This is a genomic window from Ruegeria sp. TM1040 (genome assembly GCF_000014065.1).
Lineage (GTDB): Bacteria > Pseudomonadota > Alphaproteobacteria > Rhodobacterales > Rhodobacteraceae > Epibacterium.
Map to the genome: position 1 here is coordinate 748768 of NC_008043.1, position 21472 is coordinate 770239.

Genomic DNA, 21472 nt, shown 5'->3' on the forward strand with positions numbered 1-21472 from the left:
TTCAAAGCACGTTGGGGCGGAATATGGCCAAAACGCAACGCGCCACCCAGACGAGGTGCTGCACATCGCCCGCCATACGGCCCTGCGCCGTCTTTTCTTGTGTGCTCAAGCGACCGAGTCCGCGCTTGCGCCTGATGAAACCCGCCCGTCCGATCATATCCTGCAAGCGAGTCGCGCCATGAGTGCCAGCCCCCTTCCCCGTTTCGGCCCTTCGGACCGTGGCCCCCGCATCCTGTTTTACAGTCACGACACGTTTGGCCTTGGTCACTTGCGGCGCTCGCGCGCCCTGGCAGCGGCGATCACTTCGGCGGACCCCAAAGCCTCTGCAATGATCCTGACCGGCTCGCCAGTGGCGGGGCGATTTGCCTTTCCCAATCGCGTGGACCACATGCGCCTGCCCGGTGTGATCAAGCGCGCTGACGGCTCATATGCCAGCCGCACAATGGGTATGAGCATCGAAGAGACCACGGAGCTGCGCGCGGGCCTCATCCGCTCCACCGCCGAGCAGTTTGCGCCCGATATACTGGTGGTCGACAAGGAACCCACCGGATTTCGCGGCGAGTTGATCCCCACGCTTGATCTCTTGCAGGAACGCGGCCAGGCGCGCCTTGTGCTGGGTTTGCGCGATGTTCTGGACGAACCAGAAGTGCTGCGCGCCGAATGGGAGCGCAAATCCGCGCTCGAGGCGGCAGAGACCTACTATGATGAAATCTGGATCTACGGTTTGCATGACGTCTATGATCCGACCGCAGGCCTGCCCCTGAGCAAAGAGACACAGGCGCGCATGCACTGGACGGGCTATCTGCGCCGCGATCTCGGCGAAGTGGGCGAGCCTCCAGAGCAGCCTTATGTTCTGATTACCGCCGGCGGTGGCGGCGATGGCGCGATGATGGTGGATCTTGCGATTTCCGCCTATGAACGCGATCCCACTCTCACGCCACGCGCGATGCTGGTCTACGGCCCGTTCCTGTCCGGTGACACCCGCGCCGCATTTGAGGATCGGGTCGCCGCCCTTGACGGGCGGGTCAGCGCCGTCGGCTTTGAGAGCCAGATCGAGACGCTGTTTGCCGGAGCGCAGGGCGTCATCTGCATGGGCGGTTACAACACGTTCTGCGAGGTGCTTTCGTTTGACAAACCGGCCGTGATTGTGCCGCGTACCACGCCCCGGCTGGAGCAGTGGATCCGGGCCAGCCGTGCCGAGGAACTGGGCCTCGTGACCATGCTCGACGAAACCCGCGATGGCTGGACGCCCGAGGCGATGATCGGTGCGATCCGCGCGCTGGAGCGCCAGCCTAACCCCTCAAAAGCGATCTCTGACGGGCTACTTGACGGACTCGACTATGTGACCGAACGGGTCAATGCACTGTTGCAACAACTCCCGCGTGAGGTCAGCGCATGACTGGAAAACGCCCCGCGCTTGCTGTGTTGGTCAAAGGCTGGCCGCGCCTTTCCGAGACCTTTATCGCGCAGGAACTTGTCGCTCTTGAGGCGGCGGGGCAGCCTTTTGAGATTTGGTCGCTGCGTCACCCCACCGACACCAAAACTCACCCGCTTCATGATCGCCTCCAGGCACCGGTGCATTACCTGCCGGAGTATCTCTATGATGCGCCCGCTCGGGTGGCCGAGGCTCGCACTCGGGCGCAGACGCTGCCGGGCTACGCGGCGGCCTACGAAGTCTGGCGCGCTGATCTGCGCCGCGACCCGACGCACAACCGCATTCGCCGCTTTGGTCAGGCCTGTGTCCTGGCGGCGGAACTGCCGCCCGAGGTGCGCGGCCTTTATGCCCATTTCCTGCATACGCCCGCTTCGGTGGCGCGCTATGCCGCAATCATGCGGGGCCTGCCGTGGAGCTTTTCGGCCCATGCAAAAGACATCTGGACCTCGCCCGAATGGGAGTTGCGCGAAAAGCTCTCGGCGGCCAGCCATGGCGCGGCCTTTGGGGCCACCTGCACAGGGTTTGGCGCGAAGCATCTACAAGAGCTCTCTGACGGCACGCCTGTGGATCTGATCTATCACGGGCTTGATCTGTCGCGGTTCCCCGCCCCCCCTGCGCGTGTACTGCGCAGCCCGAATGCGCCGTTTCACATGATGTCGGTGGGGCGGCTGGTGGAGAAGAAAGGCTTTGACCGCTTGATCGCCGCGCTTGCGCTCCTGCCTCGGGATCTTGACTGGCACTGGACCCATATCGGTGGTGGCGGACTTGGGGATCTGTTGCAGGGCATGGCCGAAGACGCAGGCATTTCTGCTCGTATCACATGGCGCGGCGCCTGCGATCAGCCCGAGGTGATTGATGCGATGCGTGCGGCGGATCTCTTTGTGCTGCCTTCCCGTGTGGCTTCGGATGGCGACCGCGACGGCTTGCCCAATGTGCTGATGGAGGCGGCTTCGCAAGGCCTGCCGATCCTCTCGACCCCGGTGTCGGCTATTCCCGAGTTCATCGAAAGTGGCACCCATGGCCTCCTCAGCAGCGACGCGCCCGAGGCTTTGGCGGACGCGATGCTGCGTTTGGCCCATGCGCCCGAAGAGGCGCAGCGCATGGCCAAAGCCGCGCTTCTGCGTCTGCGCGCTGAGTTTGGCATGGATCCGGGTATTGCGCAGTTGAACACGCGCCTCAATGCGATGCTGAAGGACGCTGGATGAGCGCATCCCGTATCGCCTTTTATGCGCCCATGAAGGCTCCGACTCATCCTACGCCCTCTGGCGATCGCGCGATGGCTCAGAACCTGATGGAGCTTTTGCAATTGGGCGGTGCGGAGGTGATCCTCGCCTCAGAGCTGCGGCTTTATGATAAACTGGGCGACCCCGCGCATCAGCAGCTATTGCAGCGGCGCGCCGCTGATGAGGTCAGCCGTCTGGTCGAGGAGCTTCCGCCCGTGGACGCTTGGGTGACCTATCACAATTACTACAAAGCCCCCGATTTGCTCGGACCCGCCGTGGCCGAGGCCCGGGGCATTCCCTACGTGCAGATCGAGAGCACGCGCGCCAAGAAACGCCTGAAGGGGCCTTGGGCCGCATTTGCGCAGGCCGCCCACGAGGCCGCTGATCAGGCCGCGGTGATCTTCTACCTCACGGACCAGGACCGACAGACGTTGGAGCGCGATCGCGCAGGCGATCAACAGCTGGTGCATCTGCGCCCGTTTCTGCCGCAGGATGTGCTGCCTCCGGCAAGGGCAGAGTCAGACGACGCAGGCCGTACACTGCTGGCCGCTGGCATGATGCGTCCGGGCGACAAACTGGCGTCATATGCCCTTATTGCCGAGACGCTGCGCCACCTTGAGAAGACCGAGCGCGCGAGCGACTGGCAGCTTTTGATTGCGGGCGACGGCCCCGCGCGCACCGAGGTCGACGCGCTCATGGCGCCCTTTGGCGACCGGGTGCGTTTTCTCGGACAGCTCGGCCCCGAGGCCATGATAGACGCGTATCGTGCCGCAGATCTTTTCCTGTGGCCCGGCGTCAACGAAGCCTTCGGGATGGTCTATGTCGAGGCCCAATCTCATGGTCTACCTGTGGTCGCTCAAGACAGGCCCGGCTTGCGGGATGTGCTTTTGCCCGGGGATTATCCCGCTCCAGATGCTGGCGCGCGCGCCCTTGCCGCCCGTGTGGTGCACCTGCTGGCGGATGCGTCTGAGCGCAAAGACCTCGGGCGGCGGGCGCGGGATCATATCGCCCGCCACCACCTTCGCCCCGCCGCGTCCGCAACCCTCTGGGCGGCGCTCAAGCCACTATTTAGGGAACACAGCGCATGATCCGCCTTGCTCTTTTGCGCCACGGGCACACAGACTGGAACCGTGCAGGTCGCATTCAGGGGCGCAGCGACATCACACTCGATGCGGCCGCCCGCCAAGAGCTTGCAGCCCATGCCCTGCCGGGCACGTGGAAAGACGCGGACCTCTGGTCGAGCCCCCTGAAGCGCGCCGCCGAGACCGCCGAACTTGTGGCTGGACGTGCGCCCCAAACAGCAGCCGCGCTCATCGAGATGAATTGGGGCGATTGGGAAGGTCAACAGGGCGCGCTTTTGCGCGCAGACCCGCAATCAGGGTTTCGCGACATTGAACACTGGGGCTGGGATTATCGCCCGCCTGGGGGAGAAAGCCCTGCCGAGGTCTGGGCGCGGGTCGCGCCCTGGATCGCAACCCTGACGCGTGACACGGTTGCCGTCTGTCACATCGGTATCATGCGGATGATCCTTGCCCGCGCGCATGGCTGGGATTTCGATGGCCCCGCCCCGTTCCAGGTTAAGCGCAACCGCCTGTTTGTGGTCGAGATCTCTGGCGATCAGCTCGACCCATGGACAGAGCCCGTCAGGCTGGAGAAACGCGCGTCATGAAGGTTCTGATTGCTGTGACGCATCTCTTGGGCACCGGGCATCTGTCGCGCGCCCTCACATTGGGGCGGGCGTTTTCGCGACTGGGCCATGCCGTTACCGTGATCTCTGGCGGGTTTCCAGCGCCGCAACTCAGCCTTGAGAGCGTCCAGATCGAGCAATTGCCACCGCTGCGCTCTGATGGGGTGGCGTTCACGCGCCTGCTGGGCGAAGGGGGCGAGGTCGCGGATGAGGCCTATCTTGCCCGCAGGGTGCATCAGCTGGAAACCGTGGTTCAGGCTCGGGAACCCGATGTTCTGATCACGGAGCTTTACCCCTTTGGTCGCCGCGCTCTTAGGGCAGAGTTCCGCGCCCTCCTTGAGGCTGCCAAGGCCCTGCCCCGCCCGCCCCTGATCCTGTCCTCGATCCGTGATATTCTTGCCCCGCCGTCAAAGCCGCAAAAGGCCGTGGACGCCGATGCAATGATTGAGCGCTATTACGATGGCGTGCTCGTTCACTCCGACCCCAAGGCGACCCGGCTCGAGGTCAGCTGGCCTGTCTCGGACATGCTCGCCGCCAAGCTGCATTACACCGGCTATGTCGCCCCACCAGCCGCAGCGCCGCATCCCGATGGGGTTGGCAAAGGCGAAATCCTCGTCAGCGCTGGCGGTGGCAGCGTCGGAGATGCACTATATGCCTGCGCCATTGAGGCCGCCAAGGAGATGCCAGACTATAGCTGGCGCATTCTTGTCGGCGGCGCGGATGCGGCGGCGCGGATCGCAGAGTTGCACGACCCAAGTTCGCCCGCGAGTCTTGAGCCTGCCCGCTCTGACTTTCGCGCGATGCTGCCCCATGCCGCCGCCTCCGTGAGCATGTGTGGCTACAATACCGCACTGGATTTGCTGCAATCGGGTACCCCAGCGGTGCTCGTGCCCTTTGATGCGGGCAAGGAGGTGGAGCAGACCCTGCGCGCCAAGAGCCTGTCTCCGTTACCAGGTTTTGAGGTCGAAGCGGCGGCGACACTCACGCCAGCCCGTCTCGCGACAGCGCTGCGCCGCGTTATGCAGGATACGCAACGCAGCCTTGACGGCTTTGAATTTGACGGAGCGGGTCAGAGTGTGGAGATTGCCGCAACGCTGCTGAGGGGGCAGCGCGCTTGAGCGCAATTGGGGGATTTTGAATGACCGAAGGCTGGGACGCGCTGGACGCGGAGCTGGAGCAATGGGCTGCGGCGGGTCTGCGTTTGCCGCTGTGGTGGCGCGATGATGATGCAGTTACCCCGACCGATGCGTTGACGCGGCTTGAAGCAATGGCAACGCGGCTTGATCTTCCGGTGCATCTGGCGGTGATCCCGAAAGCGGCAGAAGACGCGCTGGCGCAACATGTATCACAGTCGAGCCATTTGATCCCCGTCGTGCACGGTTGGGCGCATGTGAACCACGCAAATCCTGACAAGAAGACCTGCGAATTTCCCAGCACCCGCCCTGTGGACGAGGCGTTGACCGATGCCGAACAGGGGGTCGAGCGACTGAAACATCTGTTTGGCGCGCGGTTGCAGCCCATGTTCGTCCCACCGTGGAACCGGATCTCGCCTGCGATGTTGCCGTGGCTTGCGGGGCTGGGCTTTGCTGCAATCTCCACCTATGGACCCCGCAAGCGCACGCAGGCGGCATCGGGTCTGGTGCAGATCAACACCCATATTGATCCGATCGACTGGAAAGGTGGGCGCGGTCTTATGCCTGAGGCTCAGATCCTTCAGAAGCTGGTGGCCAATTTGCAAGCGCGGCGCAGCGGTCAGCAGGATAATGCGGAACCGCTGGGTCTCCTGACGCATCATCTTGTGCATACGGACGAGGTATGGGAGTTCTGCGACACCTTGCTGCGCCGTCTCCTTGAGGGGCCAGCCCATCCCTGGCGTTTCAACGAGAGGATCAACTGAGTGAGCCGACTGGACAGTATGCTGCGCCGCCTGACCGCGCAACGCGATGGGCTAAATTGGGCCGCGCAAGAGATTTCGCTCCTCACCGGGGATGTTCTTGATCTCGGGCTTGGCAATGGTCGCACCTATGATCACCTGCGCGAAGTGATGCCGGAGCGCCGGATCTGGGTCATCGACCGCGTCCTTCAATGCCACCCGTCCTGTGTCCCGCCGGAAGAGAACTTTTTGCAAGGCGAAGCGGCTCCGATGCTGGACCGCCTGGCAGAGGGTGGCCATAAGCTCGCGCTGGCGCATTACGATCTGGGGTTTGGGATCAAAGAAAAAGACGTGGCCGAAGCAGCAAAACTCTCTCCGGTGATTGCGCGCGTCATGGTGCCGGGCGGGGTGATCGTCTCTGGCCAGCCTCTTGTGGGCTTCAAAGAGATCGATGGCCCCGAAGGCATCCCCGAAGGCCGCTACATGTTCTATCGCGTGGAGTAATCCGCACCACGCCGCACCACGTCCAATGGATCGCTGGAAATAGGATGCGCATCGTCTTTGAGGGGGTGCGCTTTGCTGTGCAAATCGCGCTGGGGCGGAGGCCCAACGCTTTTGGGGGCGGCTTAGCCGCACGCATAAAGGGGCGGGAGCCTCCCGGTTCTGCAACAGCGCATAGGTCAGCACTCCTGCCTGATTGTTTCGCGTGCGAAACAACAGGTCACCAAGGCTGATACTTTATGTAGGCGTTGCGTGGAGAGCGCACGCTGACATCTGCGAGTCCACGCAACAAAGCCGTTTTGCGCGCATATTTGCGCGCAGAGGCGCCGCTCAGGCGTGTAAGAGCGGTGTGCAAAGCGCGCGCGCTATCAACGCGCGCTTTACGACACTGGCGCCCTCAGGCCACACGCGCGCCGCGCGAATAAACTGCGCGCAGCATCGGCACGCCCTCACGGGTGCGAAAGCGGATCAAGTCCGCGCGTTTGCCAACCTCCAGCACCCCGCGATCGGTCAAGCCCACCGACGCAGCAGGCGCAGCCGTCACGGTGGCCATCCCGCGCGCCAGATCACCCCAGATCTCGCCCAGTTTGACAGCCGCCTGCAGCAGCGCGGCCGGGATATAGTCCGAGGACACGATGTCCAAAAGCTCCAGATCCGCAAGCTCTCGCGCGGCGACATTGCCGGAGTGCGAACCACCCCGAATGAGGTTGGGCGCGCCCATCATCACCTTGATCCCATGGGCATGGCAGGCCCGCGCGGCCTCAACCGTGGTGGGGAACTCGGCCAGCCGAATTCCATGGCCTGCCGAGGTCTGCACCTGATCTGCAGTGGTGTCATCATGGCTGGCCAGCACTGCGCCAAAGCGGGCGGCCTCGGCCACGGTGGTTGCCTCGTGGAGATCACCAAAGCGGGCGCGCAGATCCTTCAGTTGCGCCACATGGTTGATGAATTCCTCATCCGACATGCCACGTTTGGACTTCACGTATTGCTCGAGTTTCGCAATATCGCGGAACTGGCGCTGACCGGGGGTGTGGTCCATCAGGCTCACAAGGCCCACGCGGTCCTCGGCGGTGAACTCCGCCAGCTCCTCGGCCAGCGTTTCAGAGCAGACTTCGGCGCGCAGGTGCAGGAAATGACTGATCTTCAGCATGTCCTTGGTGCGCAGGTCCAGCATCTCGCTCGCAAGCTGGCGCGCATATTTGATATAGCGCCCCTTGCCGGACGGGATCGAACCCACCCGCATTGCATCAAAGACGGTGGTGATGCCGGTCGAGGCAAGCTCGGCGTCATGGGCGACCAGGGCCGCCGCATGGGGCCAGTCAACCCCGGGTCGGGGTTCGATGTGGCGTTCCAGATTGTCGGTGTGCAGTTCCACAAGGCCAGGGCTGAGGAAATCGCCCTCAAGATCCACCGCGCCCGCAGGCACAGAAGAGCCGTCGGCGATGTCGGCGATCACGCTATCTGAGATTTTTACGCAACCGGTGCGGGTCTCGCCCGCAAGGATCAGCGTGGCATTGGCAAGGATCATCTCTTGTGTCATCTGGAGTTCACATCTTTCGGGATAGAGAAGGCCCACGTCTTAGGAGGCCAATGTGACATTTACGCGATATGCGATCTATTATGCGCCCTGCGCCGATGCGGCGTGGAGCAAATGGGCAACGAGCTGGCTCGGTTGGGACATCGTGGCGGGCCGCGAGGTGGCGCATCCCAGTGCCGGGGCGCTGGATGTGACGACGATCACGGCCACCCCGCGCAAATACGGTCTGCACGCCACCCTGAAGCCGCCGATGCGACTGGCTGACGGGCATGATGAGAGCGCCCTGCGTGGTGCATGTGAAGCCCTGGCGGCGCGTCTGCCCCCCGTCCAACTGGAGGGCCTCCAAGTTGAGCGGCTTGGCCGGTTTCTGGCGCTGCGTCCCATCGGCGATGTGGGCGCTCCGAACGCGCTGGCGGCAGCCTGTGTGACCGAGCTTGACGGGTTTCGTGCGCCGGCACCGGATGCGGAGATTGCAAAACGCCGCGCGGGCGGCCTCAGTGCCGAGCAGGACGCCCACCTTCTGCAATGGGGCTACCCTTATGTGTTGGATCAGTTCCGCTTTCACATCACCTTGACCGGAAAACTGCCAAAACGGGAGCTGCCCGCGGTCGAGGCCTATCTGGCGGAGGCCCTTGTGCCGCTCTTGCCACAGCCCTTTGTGATCAACGACTTGGCGCTGATGGGCGAGGCGGAGGATGGGCGTTTTCACCTGATCCAACGCTATGCCCTCTCGGCCTGAATGATTGCCTGAGCCTCGACGATTGCGGCGCTGAGCGCGCCGCTGTTGTCGACCTCATGGACCTGACGCAAACCCTCGGGCAGCGCTAGGCTGGCACGGGCAAGGCGGCGTTCCACCTCGGCGGCATCCTCGCGCCCGCGTCCGGCCAAACGCGCGGCCAGCACTTCGGGGCGGGCCGTGACAGAGATCACGCGGAAATCGTCGAACACCTCCTGCGCCTGCAACAGAACCGCGCGCGAGAGGTTCACAAGGACGCCCGTGGCGCCCTCGCGCAGTTTTTCAATGTCGCGCGGAATGCCGTAGCGCAGCCCATGGGCATTCCAATGGAGCGCAAAGACATCCGCCTCGACCAAGGCCTGAAACTCGGCCTCGCTCACGGGTTGATAGTCCTCCCCCCCGGCTTCGGGCGCGCGGGTAATCACACGGCGCATGGAGCGCAGGCGCGGATCAGCGACCGCAAGGCCGCTCATCAGGCTGTCCTTGCCGACACCCGAGGGGCCGACAACAGCGATGACCGGCCCCTTTGCAGGGGATGTGTCGGCGGGTACGCTCATGCGGCAGCCTTTGGCGCAAAGGCCGACACATCAACAAACCGATCGCAGACCTGCTCGCGCGCGGCCTCGTCGTGAAAGATGCCGATGATGGCTGCGCCCCGCGCCTTGGCGCTCTCGATGAGGCCAAGAACCGTTGCGCGGTTTTGCGCATCAAGGCTGGCGGTGGGCTCATCCAGCAGCATCGCCGGGTAGTCATAGGCAAAGCCCCGGGCGATATTCACGCGCTGCTGTTCACCGCCCGAAAATGTCGTTGGGCTCAGGGTCCAGAGCCGTTCGGGGATGTTGAGCTGCGCCAGAAGCGAGGCCGCACGGTCGCGCGCCTTTTCAACCGGGGTGCCCACCGACAAGAGCGGCTCGGCGACCACATCAAGCGTCGAAACCCGAGGCACCACCCGCAGGAACTGGCTCACGTAGCCAAGTGTCTTGCGGCGCAGTTCCAGAATTTCGCGCGGCTCGGCATTGGCGACATCAAGCCCACCGATCAGGATATGGCCGGAGGCGGCAAGGTAATTGCCGTAGATGAGCCGCATCAGGGTCGATTTCCCGGCGCCGGAGGCCCCGACCAGCCCAACGCACTCGCCCGGGCTGACGGAAAGGTTTGCCCCCTCCATCACCGGAATAAGCGCGCTGCCCTGATTGTGCAGGGTGAAAGTCTTGGAGACATTTTGAATGTCGATCATCGGAGTTTGAGAAGCGGTCATAGCCAGCCTTTCCAACAAATAAAGGGAAGCCCGCCGCGCACAGATCCCATGTGCGCGCCAGAGGCCTTGGTCACACCTGCAACACGGAGGAGACCAGAAGTTGCGTGTAGGCGTGTTGCGGATCATCCAGCACCTGATCGGTGAGGCCGGTTTCCACGACGTGGCCGGACTTCATAACCATAAGGCGATCAGCCAGCAGGCGCACCACGGCGAGGTCGTGGGTGACGATGATCGCCGAGAGCCCCATTTCACGCACCAAACCACGCAAGAGGTCCAGAAGCCGCGCCTGTACCGAGACATCCAAGCCCCCGGTGGGTTCGTCCATGAACACCAGACGCGGGCCGGTCACCAAATTGCGCGCGATCTGCAAACGTTGCTGCATGCCGCCCGAGAAGGCCGTGGGGCGATCATCTACCCGGCTCTCGTCGATCTCCACCCGGTCGAGCCAGTCGACGGCGCGGTCGCGGATGTTACCATAGTGACGGTCTCCCACGGCCATCAGACGCTCGCCAATGTTACCGCCTGCCGAGACCGACATGCGCAGGCCCTCGCGGGCGTGCTGATGCACAAAGGCCCAGTCGGTGCGCCCCAGCATACGGCGCTCGGGTTCGGACATGGTGAGCGTATCGACGGGACCACGATCCCGGGTGTCAAAGATCACCTCGCCGCCGTCGGTGTCCAGATGACCTGCAAGGCAGTTCAGCAAGGTGGACTTGCCGGAGCCCGACTCGCCCACGATGCCCATGACTTCACCCGGATAAAGATCAAAGGAGACATCCGTACAGCCGATGCGATGGCCATACATCTTTTTGATATTGTTGACTTTCAGAAGGGGATGCATCACGCGGCCTCCGGTCCGGTGTTGAGAGGAGCGTTCTGACCGAGCCGGCCCACATGGCCTGCCTCGCGCCGGGAACGGCAATAATCGGTGTCGGAGCAGACGAACATCCGCCCGCCCTGATCGTCCACGATGACCTCGTCGAGATAGCTGTCCTCTGCCGCGCAGAGGTCGCAGGGGTGTTCGGCCTTGGTGGCCTCGAACGGGTAATCCTCAAAATCGAGAGAGACCACTTTGGTGTAGGGCGGAACCGCATAGATCCGTTGTTCGCGTCCTGCGCCAAAGAGCTGGATCGCGGCCATTTCCATCTTGGGGTTGTCGAACTTCGGAATGGGAGACGGGTCCATCACGTAGCGCCCCTCCACCTTCACCGGATAGGCGTAGGAGGTGGCAATGGCGCCATGTTGGCTGATGTCTTCATAGAGCTTCACATGCATGAGGCCGTATTCCTCAAGCGCGTGCATTTTGCGGGTCTCGGTCTCGCGCGGTTCCAAAAAGCGCAGAGGTTCCGGGATCGGCACCTGATACACAAGGATCTGGTCCTCGCGCAGATCGGCCTCCGGGATGCGGTGGCGGGTCTGGATGATCGAGGCTTTTTCGGTTTCCTCAGTAGTGGCAACACCTGCGGTGCGTTCAAAGAACTTACGGATAGAGACCGCGTTGGTGGTGTCATCCGCGCCCTGATCGATCACTTTGAAGGTGTCATCGGGCGTCAGTGCCGCCGCAGAGACCTGCACGCCGCCGGTGCCCCAGCCGTAAGGCATGGGCATTTCGCGGCTTGCAAAAGGCACCTGATAACCGGGGATGGCGAGACCTTTGAGGATCGCGCGACGGATCATCCGCTTGGTCTGCTCGTCGAGGTATGCAAAGTTGTAGTCAGACATAGTGGGCATCCTTCTTAGCTGTAGCCCGGCACCGCCGGGCAGCGCCCGACCTCCCCCACGGGAGGGCGCTTCGCACCCACCCGAGGTCGGGCATTGCCCTATGTTCCGTATGCTTCATTCCGCCGCCTCCCGCGCTTGCTCAGCCTCAGTGCGCGCGGCCTCGGCCTCGCGGCGCAACTTGCGCACCAGTTCGAGTTCGGACTGGAAATCCACGTAATGCGGCAGTTTGATATGTTCGAGGAAACCGGTCGCCTGGATGTTGTCGCAGTGGCTGAGGACAAATTCCTCATCCTGCGCAGCCGCGCCGAGGTCGTCTTCGCCCAGCTCTTTCCAGCGCAGCGCACGGTCCACAAGCGCCATGGAGATCGCCTTGCGCTCTGTCTGGCCGAACACCAGACCATAGCCACGGGTGAACTGCGGCGGCTCGGTCTTGGAGCCTTTGAATTGGTTCACCGTCTCGCATTCCGTCAGCTCCACCTCGCCGATTTCAATGGCAAAGCCCAGTTCTGGGATGTCCATCTCAACCGCAACGGTGCCAATCCGCAATTCGCCCACAAAGGCGTGGTTGCGCGCGTAGCCGCGTTGGGTGGAATAAGCCATGCCCAGCACAAAGCCCTCATCGCCGCGGGTCAGCGTCTGCAAGCGGGTGGCGCGATCCGCCGGAAAGGACATCGGCTCTCGGGTGATGTCCTTGGGCGTGGCGTCAGAGTCCTCTTCGGTCTGGATGATATCCTCACCGCGCAGGAAGGACGTCACATGCGGGGTCGGCTCTAGGCGCGGCTCCGCAGCAGGTGCCTCGGGCACCTCGCCTTCGGCGGCGAGTTTGAAGTCCAGTAAACGGTGCGTGTAGTCAAAAGTCGGCCCCAAGACCTGCCCGCCCGGTACGTCCTTGAAGGTCGCGGAGATGCGACGATCACAGGTCATATCGGCTGTCTCTACCGGCTTGGAATTCCCAAACCGGGGCAAGGTGGTGCGATAAGCCCGCATCAAAAAGATCGCCTCGATCAAGTCGCCCCGCGACTGTTTGATCGCCAGTGCGGCCAGATCGGGATCATAGAGCGAACCCTCGGCCATCACGCGGTTCACTGCCAGCTTCAGCTGTTCGCGGATCTGCGCGAGGGACAGCTCAGCGATGCTCTGATCGCCCCGGCGTTCTTCGGCGAGCCAGGCATGGGCATTGTCAATCGCCCGCTCACCGCCTTTTACGGCTACGTACATCTGCTTAGCCCTCCGGTTGAATCTGGGTCGAGCGCGGCAGAGCGGCAATCTCGGACCCGGAGGTGAAAAATACATCTACCCCAAGCGGGTAGAGCATGGCGTTGCGCTGCATCAGAGCCACATCGGGCAGATACATCCGCGCGTGTTCCTTGATGCCGGGCCCCCTGAGCATGGCATTTGGGGGCTCAAACGCGGGGCTCTCAACAATGAGCGTCGCGGAGCGATCGGGGTATTCCGAGGTGCCGATGCGATATTGCTCAAGCGGCATCAGCGCGTCCCAGCCCCCCACGGCGAAATCCGCTTTGGCGGCGCGCACAATCGGCGCGCCGGTATGAAAGGTGATCCAGCCGCGCAGGGCGGCGCTGTCCACGTCCGGCGCCAGAAACAGACCTGTCTCCGGGTCTGCCAGCGTCAGGATCAGGCTTGCTGCGGCTTGGCTCAGGCCTTCGGGGGCGCTGCCACCGGTGATTTCACGGATCTCGCCGGGGCGCGCCATAACGTCCATCGCGGCACGAAACGCATGGGCCGAGGCCACTGCAGGATCGGCAAAACCGCCTGTATAAATCTCGGTGTCGGGCATCAGTCCTCTCCTCGCACCATCGTAAAGAAGTCCACCTTGGTCGCGGCGGCTTTGGCAGCGCGGGCCTCTCGGGCCGCGTCACGCTCCGTGCGCAGGGGGGTCAGGATCTTGTTCTCGAGCTCCGGGGCGGCCTCTGTTTGCATCATCGCGTCCAATTTGGCGGCCATCTCCGCCTGCCGCTTGCTGCGACCCTGCACATAGCCATGCCCCACTTCGCCAGATACGAGTTTGAGCGTGCAGCGGGTGACGGTCATCTCGCCGAGGTTAAACGGTGCGCCGCTTGCGCCTGTGCGCCCGCGGACCATCACACCACCGGTTTCGGGCGCGCGTAGAAAAGCATGCTCGGGGCTATGCCCGAAGGCCTCGAACAGGCTGGCAAGCCGAGCCTCGGGCGCGGTGGCCAGCAGGCTCATCCAGGCCTTGCGGTCCTCGGGCGTTCTCTCTTGTGTCATGTCTGGTGTCGCCTCTTGGCAGATTAGTCTACATGTCCTATACAACTAGACAAATACTACCCGAGTCGCCTTGCTGCGCGCAAGCCGCTCTCTTGTGAAGCTTTCATGACGAAGGAAATAGCATGACCAAAGCCGCTTCCCGCACCCCGGTCTGGAAGTCGATTGCAATCACCTTGACCGATGACATCGCGCAAGGGCGCTATGACCGCGGGGCGAAGCTGCCGGCAGAGGCGCAGCTCGCGGAGCGCTTTGGCGTCAACCGTCACACGGTGCGGCGGGCGCTCGCGGATATGTCGGAACAGGGGCTGGTCCACGCGCGGCGCGGCGCCGGGGTGTTTGTTGCCGCAAAACCCACCGATTACCCGGTTGGAAAACGCATCAGGTTTCACCAGAACATCCGGCGCGCAGGGCGCGTGCCTAGCAAGAAAGTTCTGCGTCTCGAGACGCTTGCGGCCGACGCAAGGGAGGCCGATGTGCTGGAGCTGGAACCGGGCGACCCGGTGGTGGTTTATGAAGGTCTGTCCTATGCGGACGATCATCCGGTTGCGCTGGCGCGGACGTTGTTTCCGGCAGACCGCCTGCCCGGCATCATCGACGCGCTTCAGTCACATGACTCGATCACGGCAGCGCTGAAGGCCTGCGGCGTAGAAGATTATACCCGCCGCGAAACCCGCATTACGGCAAAGCTTGCGACCGCCACCCAGGCGCTACATCTGCGCACGTCTGAAGGCGCGCCGATCCTGCGCACCACCGGGATCTCGGACGACCTCAACGGTGTGCCGATCGAGTTCGGCCGCACATGGTTTGCAGGAGACCGGGTGACGCTGACAGTTGGCGACGACTGAGCCAGAGCGCGCGCCCTGGGGCGCGCGTCACGTACTCAAGCGTTTGCGATTATTCGTATTTTTCGAGAAATGCCTCAGCGGGTAAGGCGCGAAAATCCGCGAGCGCTGCACGCAAGGTCGCGTGATCCCAGTCCCACCACGCCAGCGCGATCATCCGTTCTGCAACGGGTTCTGTGTAGCGTCGCCGGATCAGCTTTGCTGTGTTGCCGCCGACGATTGTGTAGGGGGCCACGTCCTTTGTGACCACTGTACCAGCGGCCACCACGGCGCCGTGACCGATTGTGACCTCGGGCTTGATCAACGCACCATGGCCAATCCAGGTGTCGTGTCCGATCTCTGCGCGTCGGCTTTTGCGATGAGCAAACCAATCCGCGTCATCCTCGGCATCCTCCCAGTAGCTTGCCGAGCGATAGAGGAAATGGTGCAGAGAGGCCTTCTCCATCGGATGATCTGTCGCGCCGATCCGCACGCAGCTTGCGATATTTGCAAATTTGCCAATCTGTGCGTTGGCGATGTCGCACATCCGGTCGCAATAGCTGTAGTCGCCAAATGCGCTGTTGGCGACACGGGTATTGGCCCCGATTTCGACCCAAGCCCCAAAGGTGCTGTTGGTGAGGCTACAGCCCGGGTGGGCGTAGGGGTCTGAGGCTGAGAGTTTGGGCATTTGCGCACCTTTAGAATATACAACTAGACTTTCGTGACGGTGTGTGTTGCACGAACAACCTCGTCCAACGGGCGGCGGTTGTAATGCAGACGCCTCTCACCCGCGTGAAAGGCGCCTTGCTTCGTAACCCATCCGGGTCGTCGAAGAGGTCAGTGACCACCCTCATCGCCGCGGATCAGGCGCTTGCGCAGCCAGCCCGAGAACCAATCCATCACCATCACCATGAGGATGATCAGAACGATGTAATAGGAGACCTCTTCCCAGTCCTTTTGGGTGATGATCGCCTGTGTGAGCAAGAGACCGATCCCGCCGCCGGTGATGGCACCGATAATGGTGGCCGAGCGGGTGTTTGATTCAAGGAAGTACAAAAGCTGCGACAGCAGAACCGGCGTAATCTGCGGGATCACCCCAAAGCGGTAGCGCTGGACCGGTTTTGCACCGGTGGAGGCCACGCCCTCGATCTGTTTTTCATCCACGTTTTCGAGGGCTTCGGAGAAGATTTTGCCGAAGGTGCCGGTGTCCGTGATCAGGATCGCAAGCGCGCCGGTGAGCGGACCAGGACCAAAGGCACGGGCCAGAACAACGGTCCAGATGAGCGAGTCGACACCGCGCACAAAGTCAAAGACACGCCGGGTGGCAAAGCGGATGATCCGCACGGGCATGAAATTCCGCGTCCCCAGAAAGGCCAGCGGCAGCGCCACCAGACCCGCACCAAAGGTGCCGAGGAAGGCCATCAGGATCGTCTCACCGATGGCCCAGGCCACATCGCTGTGCCGCCACATCTTGTTGGTCCAGAAGTCGTTCCAGATCGCGCCTGCCTCGCCAGACACTGCGTGCCCCACAAGCTCTAGCGGACCCATGCCGTGATAGGGGCTGTCGAGCGTGAAGAAGAACAGCTCCCAGCCATAAAAATAGCGGAAAACCTCGGCGCGGTTGCGGGTCACGGTCAGGCGCCCCGCATCGGTGGTGATCGCCAGACGGTTCTTCGAGAGGTTGATCCACGCGGGCACCTCACCCTCGGGCAGGACGGCCTGTACACCTTGGCTGCGCGAGGGCGTGGCGGTCACGAGACCATAGCCCGGAATATCATATTCGATCGTCTCGGGGCCAAAGCGCACCACATGGCCACCTGTGAGGTCGATCACCGTGGTTGCCCCCGGCGTGACCCATTCGGGGCTCATGCCTTCGGGGTATTCGCCTTTGCGCTCCCCCTCAACCGCGTAGGTCACATCGCCCGTGCGATTGTCGCGAGTCACATGGGTCTTGTAGCTATAAGTGTCGGACACCAGCGTGCGGGCATTGTCCATAGAGGCACGTTCCCACAGGCCCGGTACGTCAAACGCAAAGAACACATAGGTGAGATAGGCGAGGATGAGGGCCGGAATGCCGAAGTTCATCAGCCGTTTCTTGAAAAACAGCTTGTCCATCTGCCCTTTGAGCGGCGCGGTGTTGAGGTCGAGGGTGGTCATATCTCAGGCCCCTTTCCGGTTGCCGTGGGTCAAACGGTCACGCAGCGTGCCAGAGATCTGGTCCACCACCACGATGGTCACAAAGAGCAGGATGAAGATCGCGGCAGCTTCGTCATATTTGCCCTGTCCCCAGGACATCGAATTCTTGAGCTCGTAGCCAATCCCGCCTGCGCCCACGAAGCCGAGGATCGCGGAGGCGCGAATGTTGATCTCAAACCGCAGGAGCGCATAGGACACATAATTCGGCCCCACCTGAGGGATCACCCCAAGCCACATGCGTTGTGCCCAGGAGGCCCCGGTCGAATTGAGGCCCTCGACAGGCTTGAGCGAGGCGTTTTCATTTACTTCGGAGAACAGCTTGCCCAAGGCGCCCGCCGTGTGGATCGCGATAGCGATCATCGCTGGCACCGGGCCACCCCCCAAAAGGAAAATCAGCACCAGGGCGATCACGATTTCCGGGATCGCGCGGCAAATGTCCATGATACGGCGAAACAGTGGAATGAGCGCGGGCCAAGGCGCCATGCCCCGGGTGGAAAGCAGGGACAAAAGCGTGCCGAAGATTGCACCGATGAGCGTGGAGGCCCCGGCAATATTCAAGGTCTCGATCAGTGCGGGCAGAAAGTGAACCACATGGGCCGGAAGCTCGGCGATTTTCTCCACCGCTTCAGAGAGCACCTCAGCGGGGTAGTCAAAGATGCGCTGATACCCATCTGCAAACGAGCCTGCGTTGCGGTCATCGGCGGTGCGAAACCCCGCCACCATAAGCGCGATGAAGAGGGCCAGAAGCACCCCGCCATAGATGCGCTTGCGACGGGTGAGATCGGCGTATTGCGCCTTGATCTCAGCCACCGATCCGGGGGCCTGAGCGGTCAGATCAGCCATTGAATTCTTCCTGAGTCATGGAGTGTGGCCTACGGCACCAGAAGGCGCAAAAGGGCCACGCATGTGGGGTCCGGGCATTGGCCCGAACCCCACAAAGGTGAGTGTCGACGCTTAGTTGGACTTCAGCTTGCGCGCTTCGATGATGACCTCATAGGCCTCATGCGAGATCGGCTGGAAGCCTTTGGAGTCGCCCGCTGCAACAGAGTAGTAGCAGTCGTAGTCCATTGCCGGCATCGACGCCATAAGCGCGGTCATCTTCACTTTGACGTCCTCGGGCAGCGCCTTGCGCAGAACAACCGGGCCTTCGGGGATCGGCTTGGACTGCCAGATCTGGACCAGATCGTTCATGTCGACGAGTCCCGCGTCCACGGCCTTGCGCAGCGCGCCGGAGTTATAGCCGTCTTCCCAGTTGCCCAAGCCGTCGGCCCAGGTCACACCAGCGTCGATGTCGCCGTTTGCAACCGCAACGATGGTCTGCTCGTGACCGCCGGTGAACTTCACCTCACCGAAGTAGTCGCCGGACTGCATGGTGGAACCGGTCGCCTGCGGGATCTCGATGGATGGGATCAGGTAGCCGGAGGTGGAGTTCGGATCACCAAAGCCAAAGACCTTGCCTTTGACGTCCTCAAGGGCGTTGATGTTGCTGTCCTTGCGGGCAAAACCAACCGAGTAGTAGCCGTAGCCGCCATCGACGTTTACTTTGACCAGAACCGGCTCAACCGCTTCGGGGTCGGAGAGATAGGTCTTTGCGTAGCCGGAAGCGCCCAGCCAGGCCATGTCGATGGTGCCGCCCAGCAGACCCTGGATCACGCCGTTGTAGTCGGCAGGCGCAAAGAGTTTGGTTTCAACGCCCAAGAGCTCTTCGGTTTTGGCGCGCAGGCACTCGTTGGAGTTCAGACGGTCCTGAGCGTTCTCACCGCCCAGGATACCGATGCGGAATTCAGAGATGTCGTCTGCCAGGACCGGGGTGGTCAGGGCGGTGGAGGCCAGTGCGGCAAGGATCAGGTGTTTCATCGTGGAATACTCCGGTTTTGGTTGGCCCGAGGCCCTACCGGCCCCGGGGTGATGAAAGGGGTCGGGACTAGACGTAGGCCTCTGCCGTGCGGACGGCGTCGGTTTGCTCCAGCGTTTCGATTGCTGTCGAGGTCGCGGCCTCAGAGAAATCGGCGCCAGCGCCATAGATCTCGCGGGCGACGCCGGTGGTGAGTTGCTCGGGCAGGCCGTCAAAGACGATGCGCCCGTCGCGCATGCCCACCACGCGGTCGCAGTAGCGGCGCGCAGTATCCAGCGTGTGCAGGTTTGCGATGACGGTGCGGCCGTCTTCTTCGTGGATGCGGCGCAGAGCCTCCATCACGGTCTGCGCATTCATCGGGTCCAGCGAGGCGATCGGCTCGTCCGCGAGAATGATCTTGGGGTCCTGCATCAGGGCGCGGGCAATGGCCACGCGCTGCTGCTGTCCACCCGAGAGGGCTTCGGCACGCTTGGGGGCGTGCTCGGCAATGCCAAGACGGTCGAGGATCTCGATCGCCTTGTGGATGTCCGCCATCGGATAAAGATTGAACACGGTCGCCAGTGTCGAGCGGCGATTCAGCGTCCCGTGCAGCACGTTGGAAACCACATCCATGCGCGGCACCAGGTTGAACTGCTGAAAGATCATCGCGCATTCAGACTGCCAGGCGCGTTTGTCCTTGCCCTTGAGGGTGGTGATTTCGCGCCCCTCAAAGCTGATCGAGCCCTCGGTGGCGTCGCCCAGGCGGTTGATCATCCGCAGCAGGGTGGATTTGCCTGCGCCCGAGCGTCCGATGATGCCCAGCATGCAGGGTTTGTCGATGTCGAGCGTCGCGGTCTCAACCGCTGTCTTGTCGCCGAATCTCTTGGTCAGTTTGTTGATGCGCAGCACTTGGCGGCCCCCTTTGGTTCCGCGGTGATGTACGCAATTGGCTCAAATCATTTGTGTCGGTGCTGTAAAACTTTTGTAACTGCCCTCGATTTCTGCCGCGTGGCTCTGGCACGCTGCGCTCAGAGGGCCATGGCGACAATATTCGCGTTCGATCAGAGAATTTTGCCGCTCCGCCCGAGGCCAAAGGCCAATGTGACCCTGTGCAGCCAGACTGAGACAGGCTATACGGCGCGCAGAAACTCAAGACTCATCCTGTCTCTGCCTCTATGTGCCAAGGAACCCTGCTGATGTCCTTTGATCGCTCCATCAAGATCGCCCCTTCCATTCTTTCCGCGGACTTCGCCAACTTTGGCCAGGAAATTCAGGCCATCGAAGCCCAGGGCGCGGATTGGGTGCATGTGGACGTGATGGATGGCCACTTTGTGCCGAACCTCACCTTTGGCCCCGCAGCGGTCAAAGCCTTCCGCCCGCACGTCAAAACCGTGATGGACGTGCATCTGATGATTGCGCCGGTCGATCCCTATATCGACGCTTACGCGGATGCGGGCGCCGATGTGCTGACCGCACATGTCGAAGCCGGGCCGCATATCCACCGCACGCTGCAAGCCATCCGCGCGGCGGGCATGAAGGCCGGTGTGGCGCTGAATCCCGGCACGCCGGCCGAGGCGGTGGCACATCTCCTGGATTTGACCGATCTCATTTGCGTCATGACCGTGAATCCGGGCTTTGGCGGCCAAAAGTTTATCGACATGACTGCCAAGATCCGCAGCCTCCGCGAGATGATCGGCGACCGCCCGGTGCACATCGAAATCGACGGTGGCGTTGACCCGACCACAGCGCCCCTTGTGGTCGAGGCCGGTGCTGACGTCCTGGTGGCAGGCTCTGCGGTGTTCCGTGGCGGATCTGTCGAGGCCCCTGAGGTCTACGGCGAAAACATCCGCAAGATCCGCGCCGCTGCAAACGCCTGATCCTATCGCTTGCCCTCGGCGCCATTAGGCCGCCGGGGGTGCTGCCCAATTGATCGGGCTGCGCCGTACCTTCTGACTCTGCGGATCAGCGTGGCGGTCAGCGCGGGGTGATCCGTCGGAAAATCGCGGTCGCTGTTGCCAAAAGCTGCCCCGCTTCGTCGTGCAGCTCTCCCATCACATGTGCCGTGCTTTTCCCACCGCCAGTGGTGCGTGCGGTGGCGATCACCTACCCCGCAGACGTCGACGCGATGTAAGAAAGATTGAGCGCAACAGTCACAACCGACGCGTTGCCTTCGGGATCAAAATAGCGTCCCGCCGTATGGCCGCAGGCCACATCCATCAACGTCGCTACCATGCCGCCGTGCAAAATCCGATGCCGATTGAGATGCCGCGCCGCAAGATCCAGCGTAACGCGACAGGTCCCGGCGGCATCGAACTGGGTTTGATAGCCCACCATTTGCTGACATCCGGGGTCAGAGACTACTTCTACCGCTTGCGCCTCAGAGTCTGACGTCATCGCCG

At 62.4% G+C, this 21472-nt stretch carries 24 protein-coding genes; 10 read left to right on the top strand and 14 right to left on the bottom strand.

Annotated features, from left to right (window positions below):
* Positions 1-178 precede the first annotated feature (178 nt).
* The 7 genes from TM1040_RS03915 to TM1040_RS03945 are packed head-to-tail and all read left to right on the top strand — an operon-like array spanning position 179 to position 6722.
* Complete coding sequence (locus tag TM1040_RS03915) at positions 179-1399, top strand: glycosyltransferase family protein (protein WP_011537294.1); 1221 nt, start codon at positions 179-181, stop codon at positions 1397-1399.
* The gene (locus TM1040_RS03920; RefSeq protein ID WP_011537295.1) at positions 1396-2640 is read left to right on the top strand and encodes a glycosyltransferase family 4 protein; all 1245 of its coding nucleotides are present in this window, start codon (positions 1396-1398) and stop codon (positions 2638-2640) included. The genes TM1040_RS03915 and TM1040_RS03920 overlap by 4 nt, the downstream gene beginning before the upstream one ends.
* Entirely contained in the window at positions 2637-3746 is a 1110-nt protein-coding gene (locus tag TM1040_RS03925; RefSeq protein ID WP_011537296.1) for a glycosyltransferase family 4 protein, read from the top strand. Before TM1040_RS03920 ends, TM1040_RS03925 begins: the two co-directional genes overlap by 4 nt.
* Positions 3743-4327, top strand: coding sequence for a histidine phosphatase family protein (locus TM1040_RS03930; RefSeq protein ID WP_011537297.1), 585 nt, complete (start codon positions 3743-3745; stop codon positions 4325-4327). Before TM1040_RS03925 ends, TM1040_RS03930 begins: the two co-directional genes overlap by 4 nt.
* Complete coding sequence (locus tag TM1040_RS03935) at positions 4324-5463, top strand: glycosyltransferase family protein (protein ID WP_011537298.1); 1140 nt, start codon at positions 4324-4326, stop codon at positions 5461-5463. The genes TM1040_RS03930 and TM1040_RS03935 overlap by 4 nt, the downstream gene beginning before the upstream one ends.
* Positions 5464-5483: 20 nt before the next feature.
* A complete protein-coding gene (locus TM1040_RS03940; protein ID WP_011537299.1) occupies positions 5484-6242 on the top strand; it encodes a polysaccharide deacetylase family protein in 759 nt (252 codons plus the stop codon).
* Complete coding sequence (locus TM1040_RS03945; RefSeq protein WP_011537300.1) at positions 6243-6722, top strand: class I SAM-dependent methyltransferase; 480 nt, start codon at positions 6243-6245, stop codon at positions 6720-6722. It begins immediately after the preceding gene.
* Positions 6723-7116: 394 nt separating this feature from the next.
* On the opposite strand, the gene TM1040_RS03950 is transcribed toward TM1040_RS03945, so the two are convergent.
* Positions 7117-8259, bottom strand: a complete 1143-nt coding sequence (locus TM1040_RS03950) for an alpha-D-ribose 1-methylphosphonate 5-triphosphate diphosphatase (protein WP_011537301.1) — start codon at positions 8257-8259, stop codon at positions 7117-7119.
* Between the two features lie 52 nt (positions 8260-8311).
* On the opposite strand from TM1040_RS03950, the gene TM1040_RS03955 reads away from it, so the two are divergent.
* Positions 8312-8995 carry a DUF1045 domain-containing protein gene (locus TM1040_RS03955; protein WP_011537302.1) on the top strand — a complete coding sequence of 228 codons (684 nt, stop codon included), beginning with the start codon at positions 8312-8314 and terminating at the stop codon, positions 8993-8995.
* Here the strand turns inward: TM1040_RS03955 and phnN are convergent.
* The 7 genes from phnN to phnG all read right to left on the bottom strand — a co-directional run bounded on the left by phnN (position 8977) and on the right by phnG (position 14222).
* The gene (gene phnN, locus TM1040_RS03960; protein ID WP_011537303.1) at positions 8977-9549 is read right to left on the bottom strand and encodes a phosphonate metabolism protein/1,5-bisphosphokinase (PRPP-forming) PhnN; all 573 of its coding nucleotides are present in this window, start codon (positions 9547-9549) and stop codon (positions 8977-8979) included. The two genes, TM1040_RS03955 and phnN, sit on opposite strands and share 19 nt — an antisense overlap.
* Complete coding sequence (gene phnL / locus TM1040_RS03965) at positions 9546-10229, bottom strand: phosphonate C-P lyase system protein PhnL (RefSeq protein ID WP_044026500.1); 684 nt, start codon at positions 10227-10229, stop codon at positions 9546-9548. Before phnL ends, phnN begins: the two co-directional genes overlap by 4 nt.
* Positions 10230-10320: 91 nt before the next feature.
* On the bottom strand, positions 10321-11091 hold the full coding sequence (gene phnK / locus TM1040_RS03970; RefSeq protein ID WP_009175801.1) for a phosphonate C-P lyase system protein PhnK: 771 nt from the start codon (positions 11089-11091) through the stop codon (positions 10321-10323).
* Positions 11091-11972 (bottom strand): alpha-D-ribose 1-methylphosphonate 5-phosphate C-P-lyase PhnJ, encoded by an 882-nt coding sequence (locus TM1040_RS03975; protein WP_011537305.1) that lies wholly within the window; start codon positions 11970-11972, stop codon positions 11091-11093. Before TM1040_RS03975 ends, phnK begins: the two co-directional genes overlap by 1 nt.
* A gap of 114 nt (positions 11973-12086) precedes the next feature.
* Positions 12087-13190: a carbon-phosphorus lyase complex subunit PhnI gene (locus tag TM1040_RS03980; RefSeq protein ID WP_011537306.1), complete on the bottom strand. Its 1104-nt coding sequence runs from the start codon at positions 13188-13190 to the stop codon at positions 12087-12089.
* A 4-nt stretch (positions 13191-13194) separates the two neighbouring features.
* Positions 13195-13770: a phosphonate C-P lyase system protein PhnH gene (gene phnH, locus TM1040_RS03985; protein ID WP_011537307.1), complete on the bottom strand. Its 576-nt coding sequence runs from the start codon at positions 13768-13770 to the stop codon at positions 13195-13197.
* The gene (gene phnG, locus TM1040_RS03990; RefSeq protein WP_011537308.1) at positions 13770-14222 is read right to left on the bottom strand and encodes a phosphonate C-P lyase system protein PhnG; all 453 of its coding nucleotides are present in this window, start codon (positions 14220-14222) and stop codon (positions 13770-13772) included. Before phnG ends, phnH begins: the two co-directional genes overlap by 1 nt.
* Positions 14223-14344: 122 nt before the next feature.
* On the opposite strand from phnG, the gene phnF reads away from it, so the two are divergent.
* Complete coding sequence (gene phnF, locus TM1040_RS03995) at positions 14345-15067, top strand: phosphonate metabolism transcriptional regulator PhnF (protein WP_011537309.1); 723 nt, start codon at positions 14345-14347, stop codon at positions 15065-15067.
* A 49-nt stretch (positions 15068-15116) separates the two neighbouring features.
* Here phnF and TM1040_RS04000 read toward each other — a convergent pair whose 3' ends face one another.
* The 5 genes from TM1040_RS04000 to phnC all read right to left on the bottom strand — a co-directional run bounded on the left by TM1040_RS04000 (position 15117) and on the right by phnC (position 19982).
* Positions 15117-15731, bottom strand: coding sequence for a chloramphenicol acetyltransferase (locus TM1040_RS04000; protein ID WP_011537310.1), 615 nt, complete (start codon positions 15729-15731; stop codon positions 15117-15119).
* A gap of 149 nt (positions 15732-15880) precedes the next feature.
* Complete coding sequence (gene phnE, locus TM1040_RS04005; protein WP_011537311.1) at positions 15881-17200, bottom strand: phosphonate ABC transporter, permease protein PhnE; 1320 nt, start codon at positions 17198-17200, stop codon at positions 15881-15883.
* A gap of 3 nt (positions 17201-17203) precedes the next feature.
* The gene (gene phnE / locus TM1040_RS04010) at positions 17204-18082 is read right to left on the bottom strand and encodes a phosphonate ABC transporter, permease protein PhnE (RefSeq protein WP_011537312.1); all 879 of its coding nucleotides are present in this window, start codon (positions 18080-18082) and stop codon (positions 17204-17206) included.
* A gap of 111 nt (positions 18083-18193) precedes the next feature.
* Complete coding sequence (gene phnD, locus TM1040_RS04015) at positions 18194-19096, bottom strand: phosphonate ABC transporter substrate-binding protein (RefSeq protein ID WP_011537313.1); 903 nt, start codon at positions 19094-19096, stop codon at positions 18194-18196.
* A gap of 67 nt (positions 19097-19163) precedes the next feature.
* A complete protein-coding gene (gene phnC, locus TM1040_RS04020) occupies positions 19164-19982 on the bottom strand; it encodes a phosphonate ABC transporter ATP-binding protein (protein ID WP_011537314.1) in 819 nt (272 codons plus the stop codon).
* 287 nt (positions 19983-20269) lie between these two features.
* Here phnC and rpe point away from each other — a divergent pair, with 287 nt between their 5' ends.
* The gene (rpe, locus tag TM1040_RS04025; RefSeq protein WP_011537315.1) at positions 20270-20950 is read left to right on the top strand and encodes a ribulose-phosphate 3-epimerase; all 681 of its coding nucleotides are present in this window, start codon (positions 20270-20272) and stop codon (positions 20948-20950) included.
* A 226-nt stretch (positions 20951-21176) separates the two neighbouring features.
* Here rpe and TM1040_RS04030 read toward each other — a convergent pair whose 3' ends face one another.
* Entirely contained in the window at positions 21177-21467 is a 291-nt protein-coding gene (locus TM1040_RS04030; protein ID WP_011537316.1) for a PaaI family thioesterase, read from the bottom strand.
* Between the last annotated feature and the right edge of the window lie 5 nt (positions 21468-21472).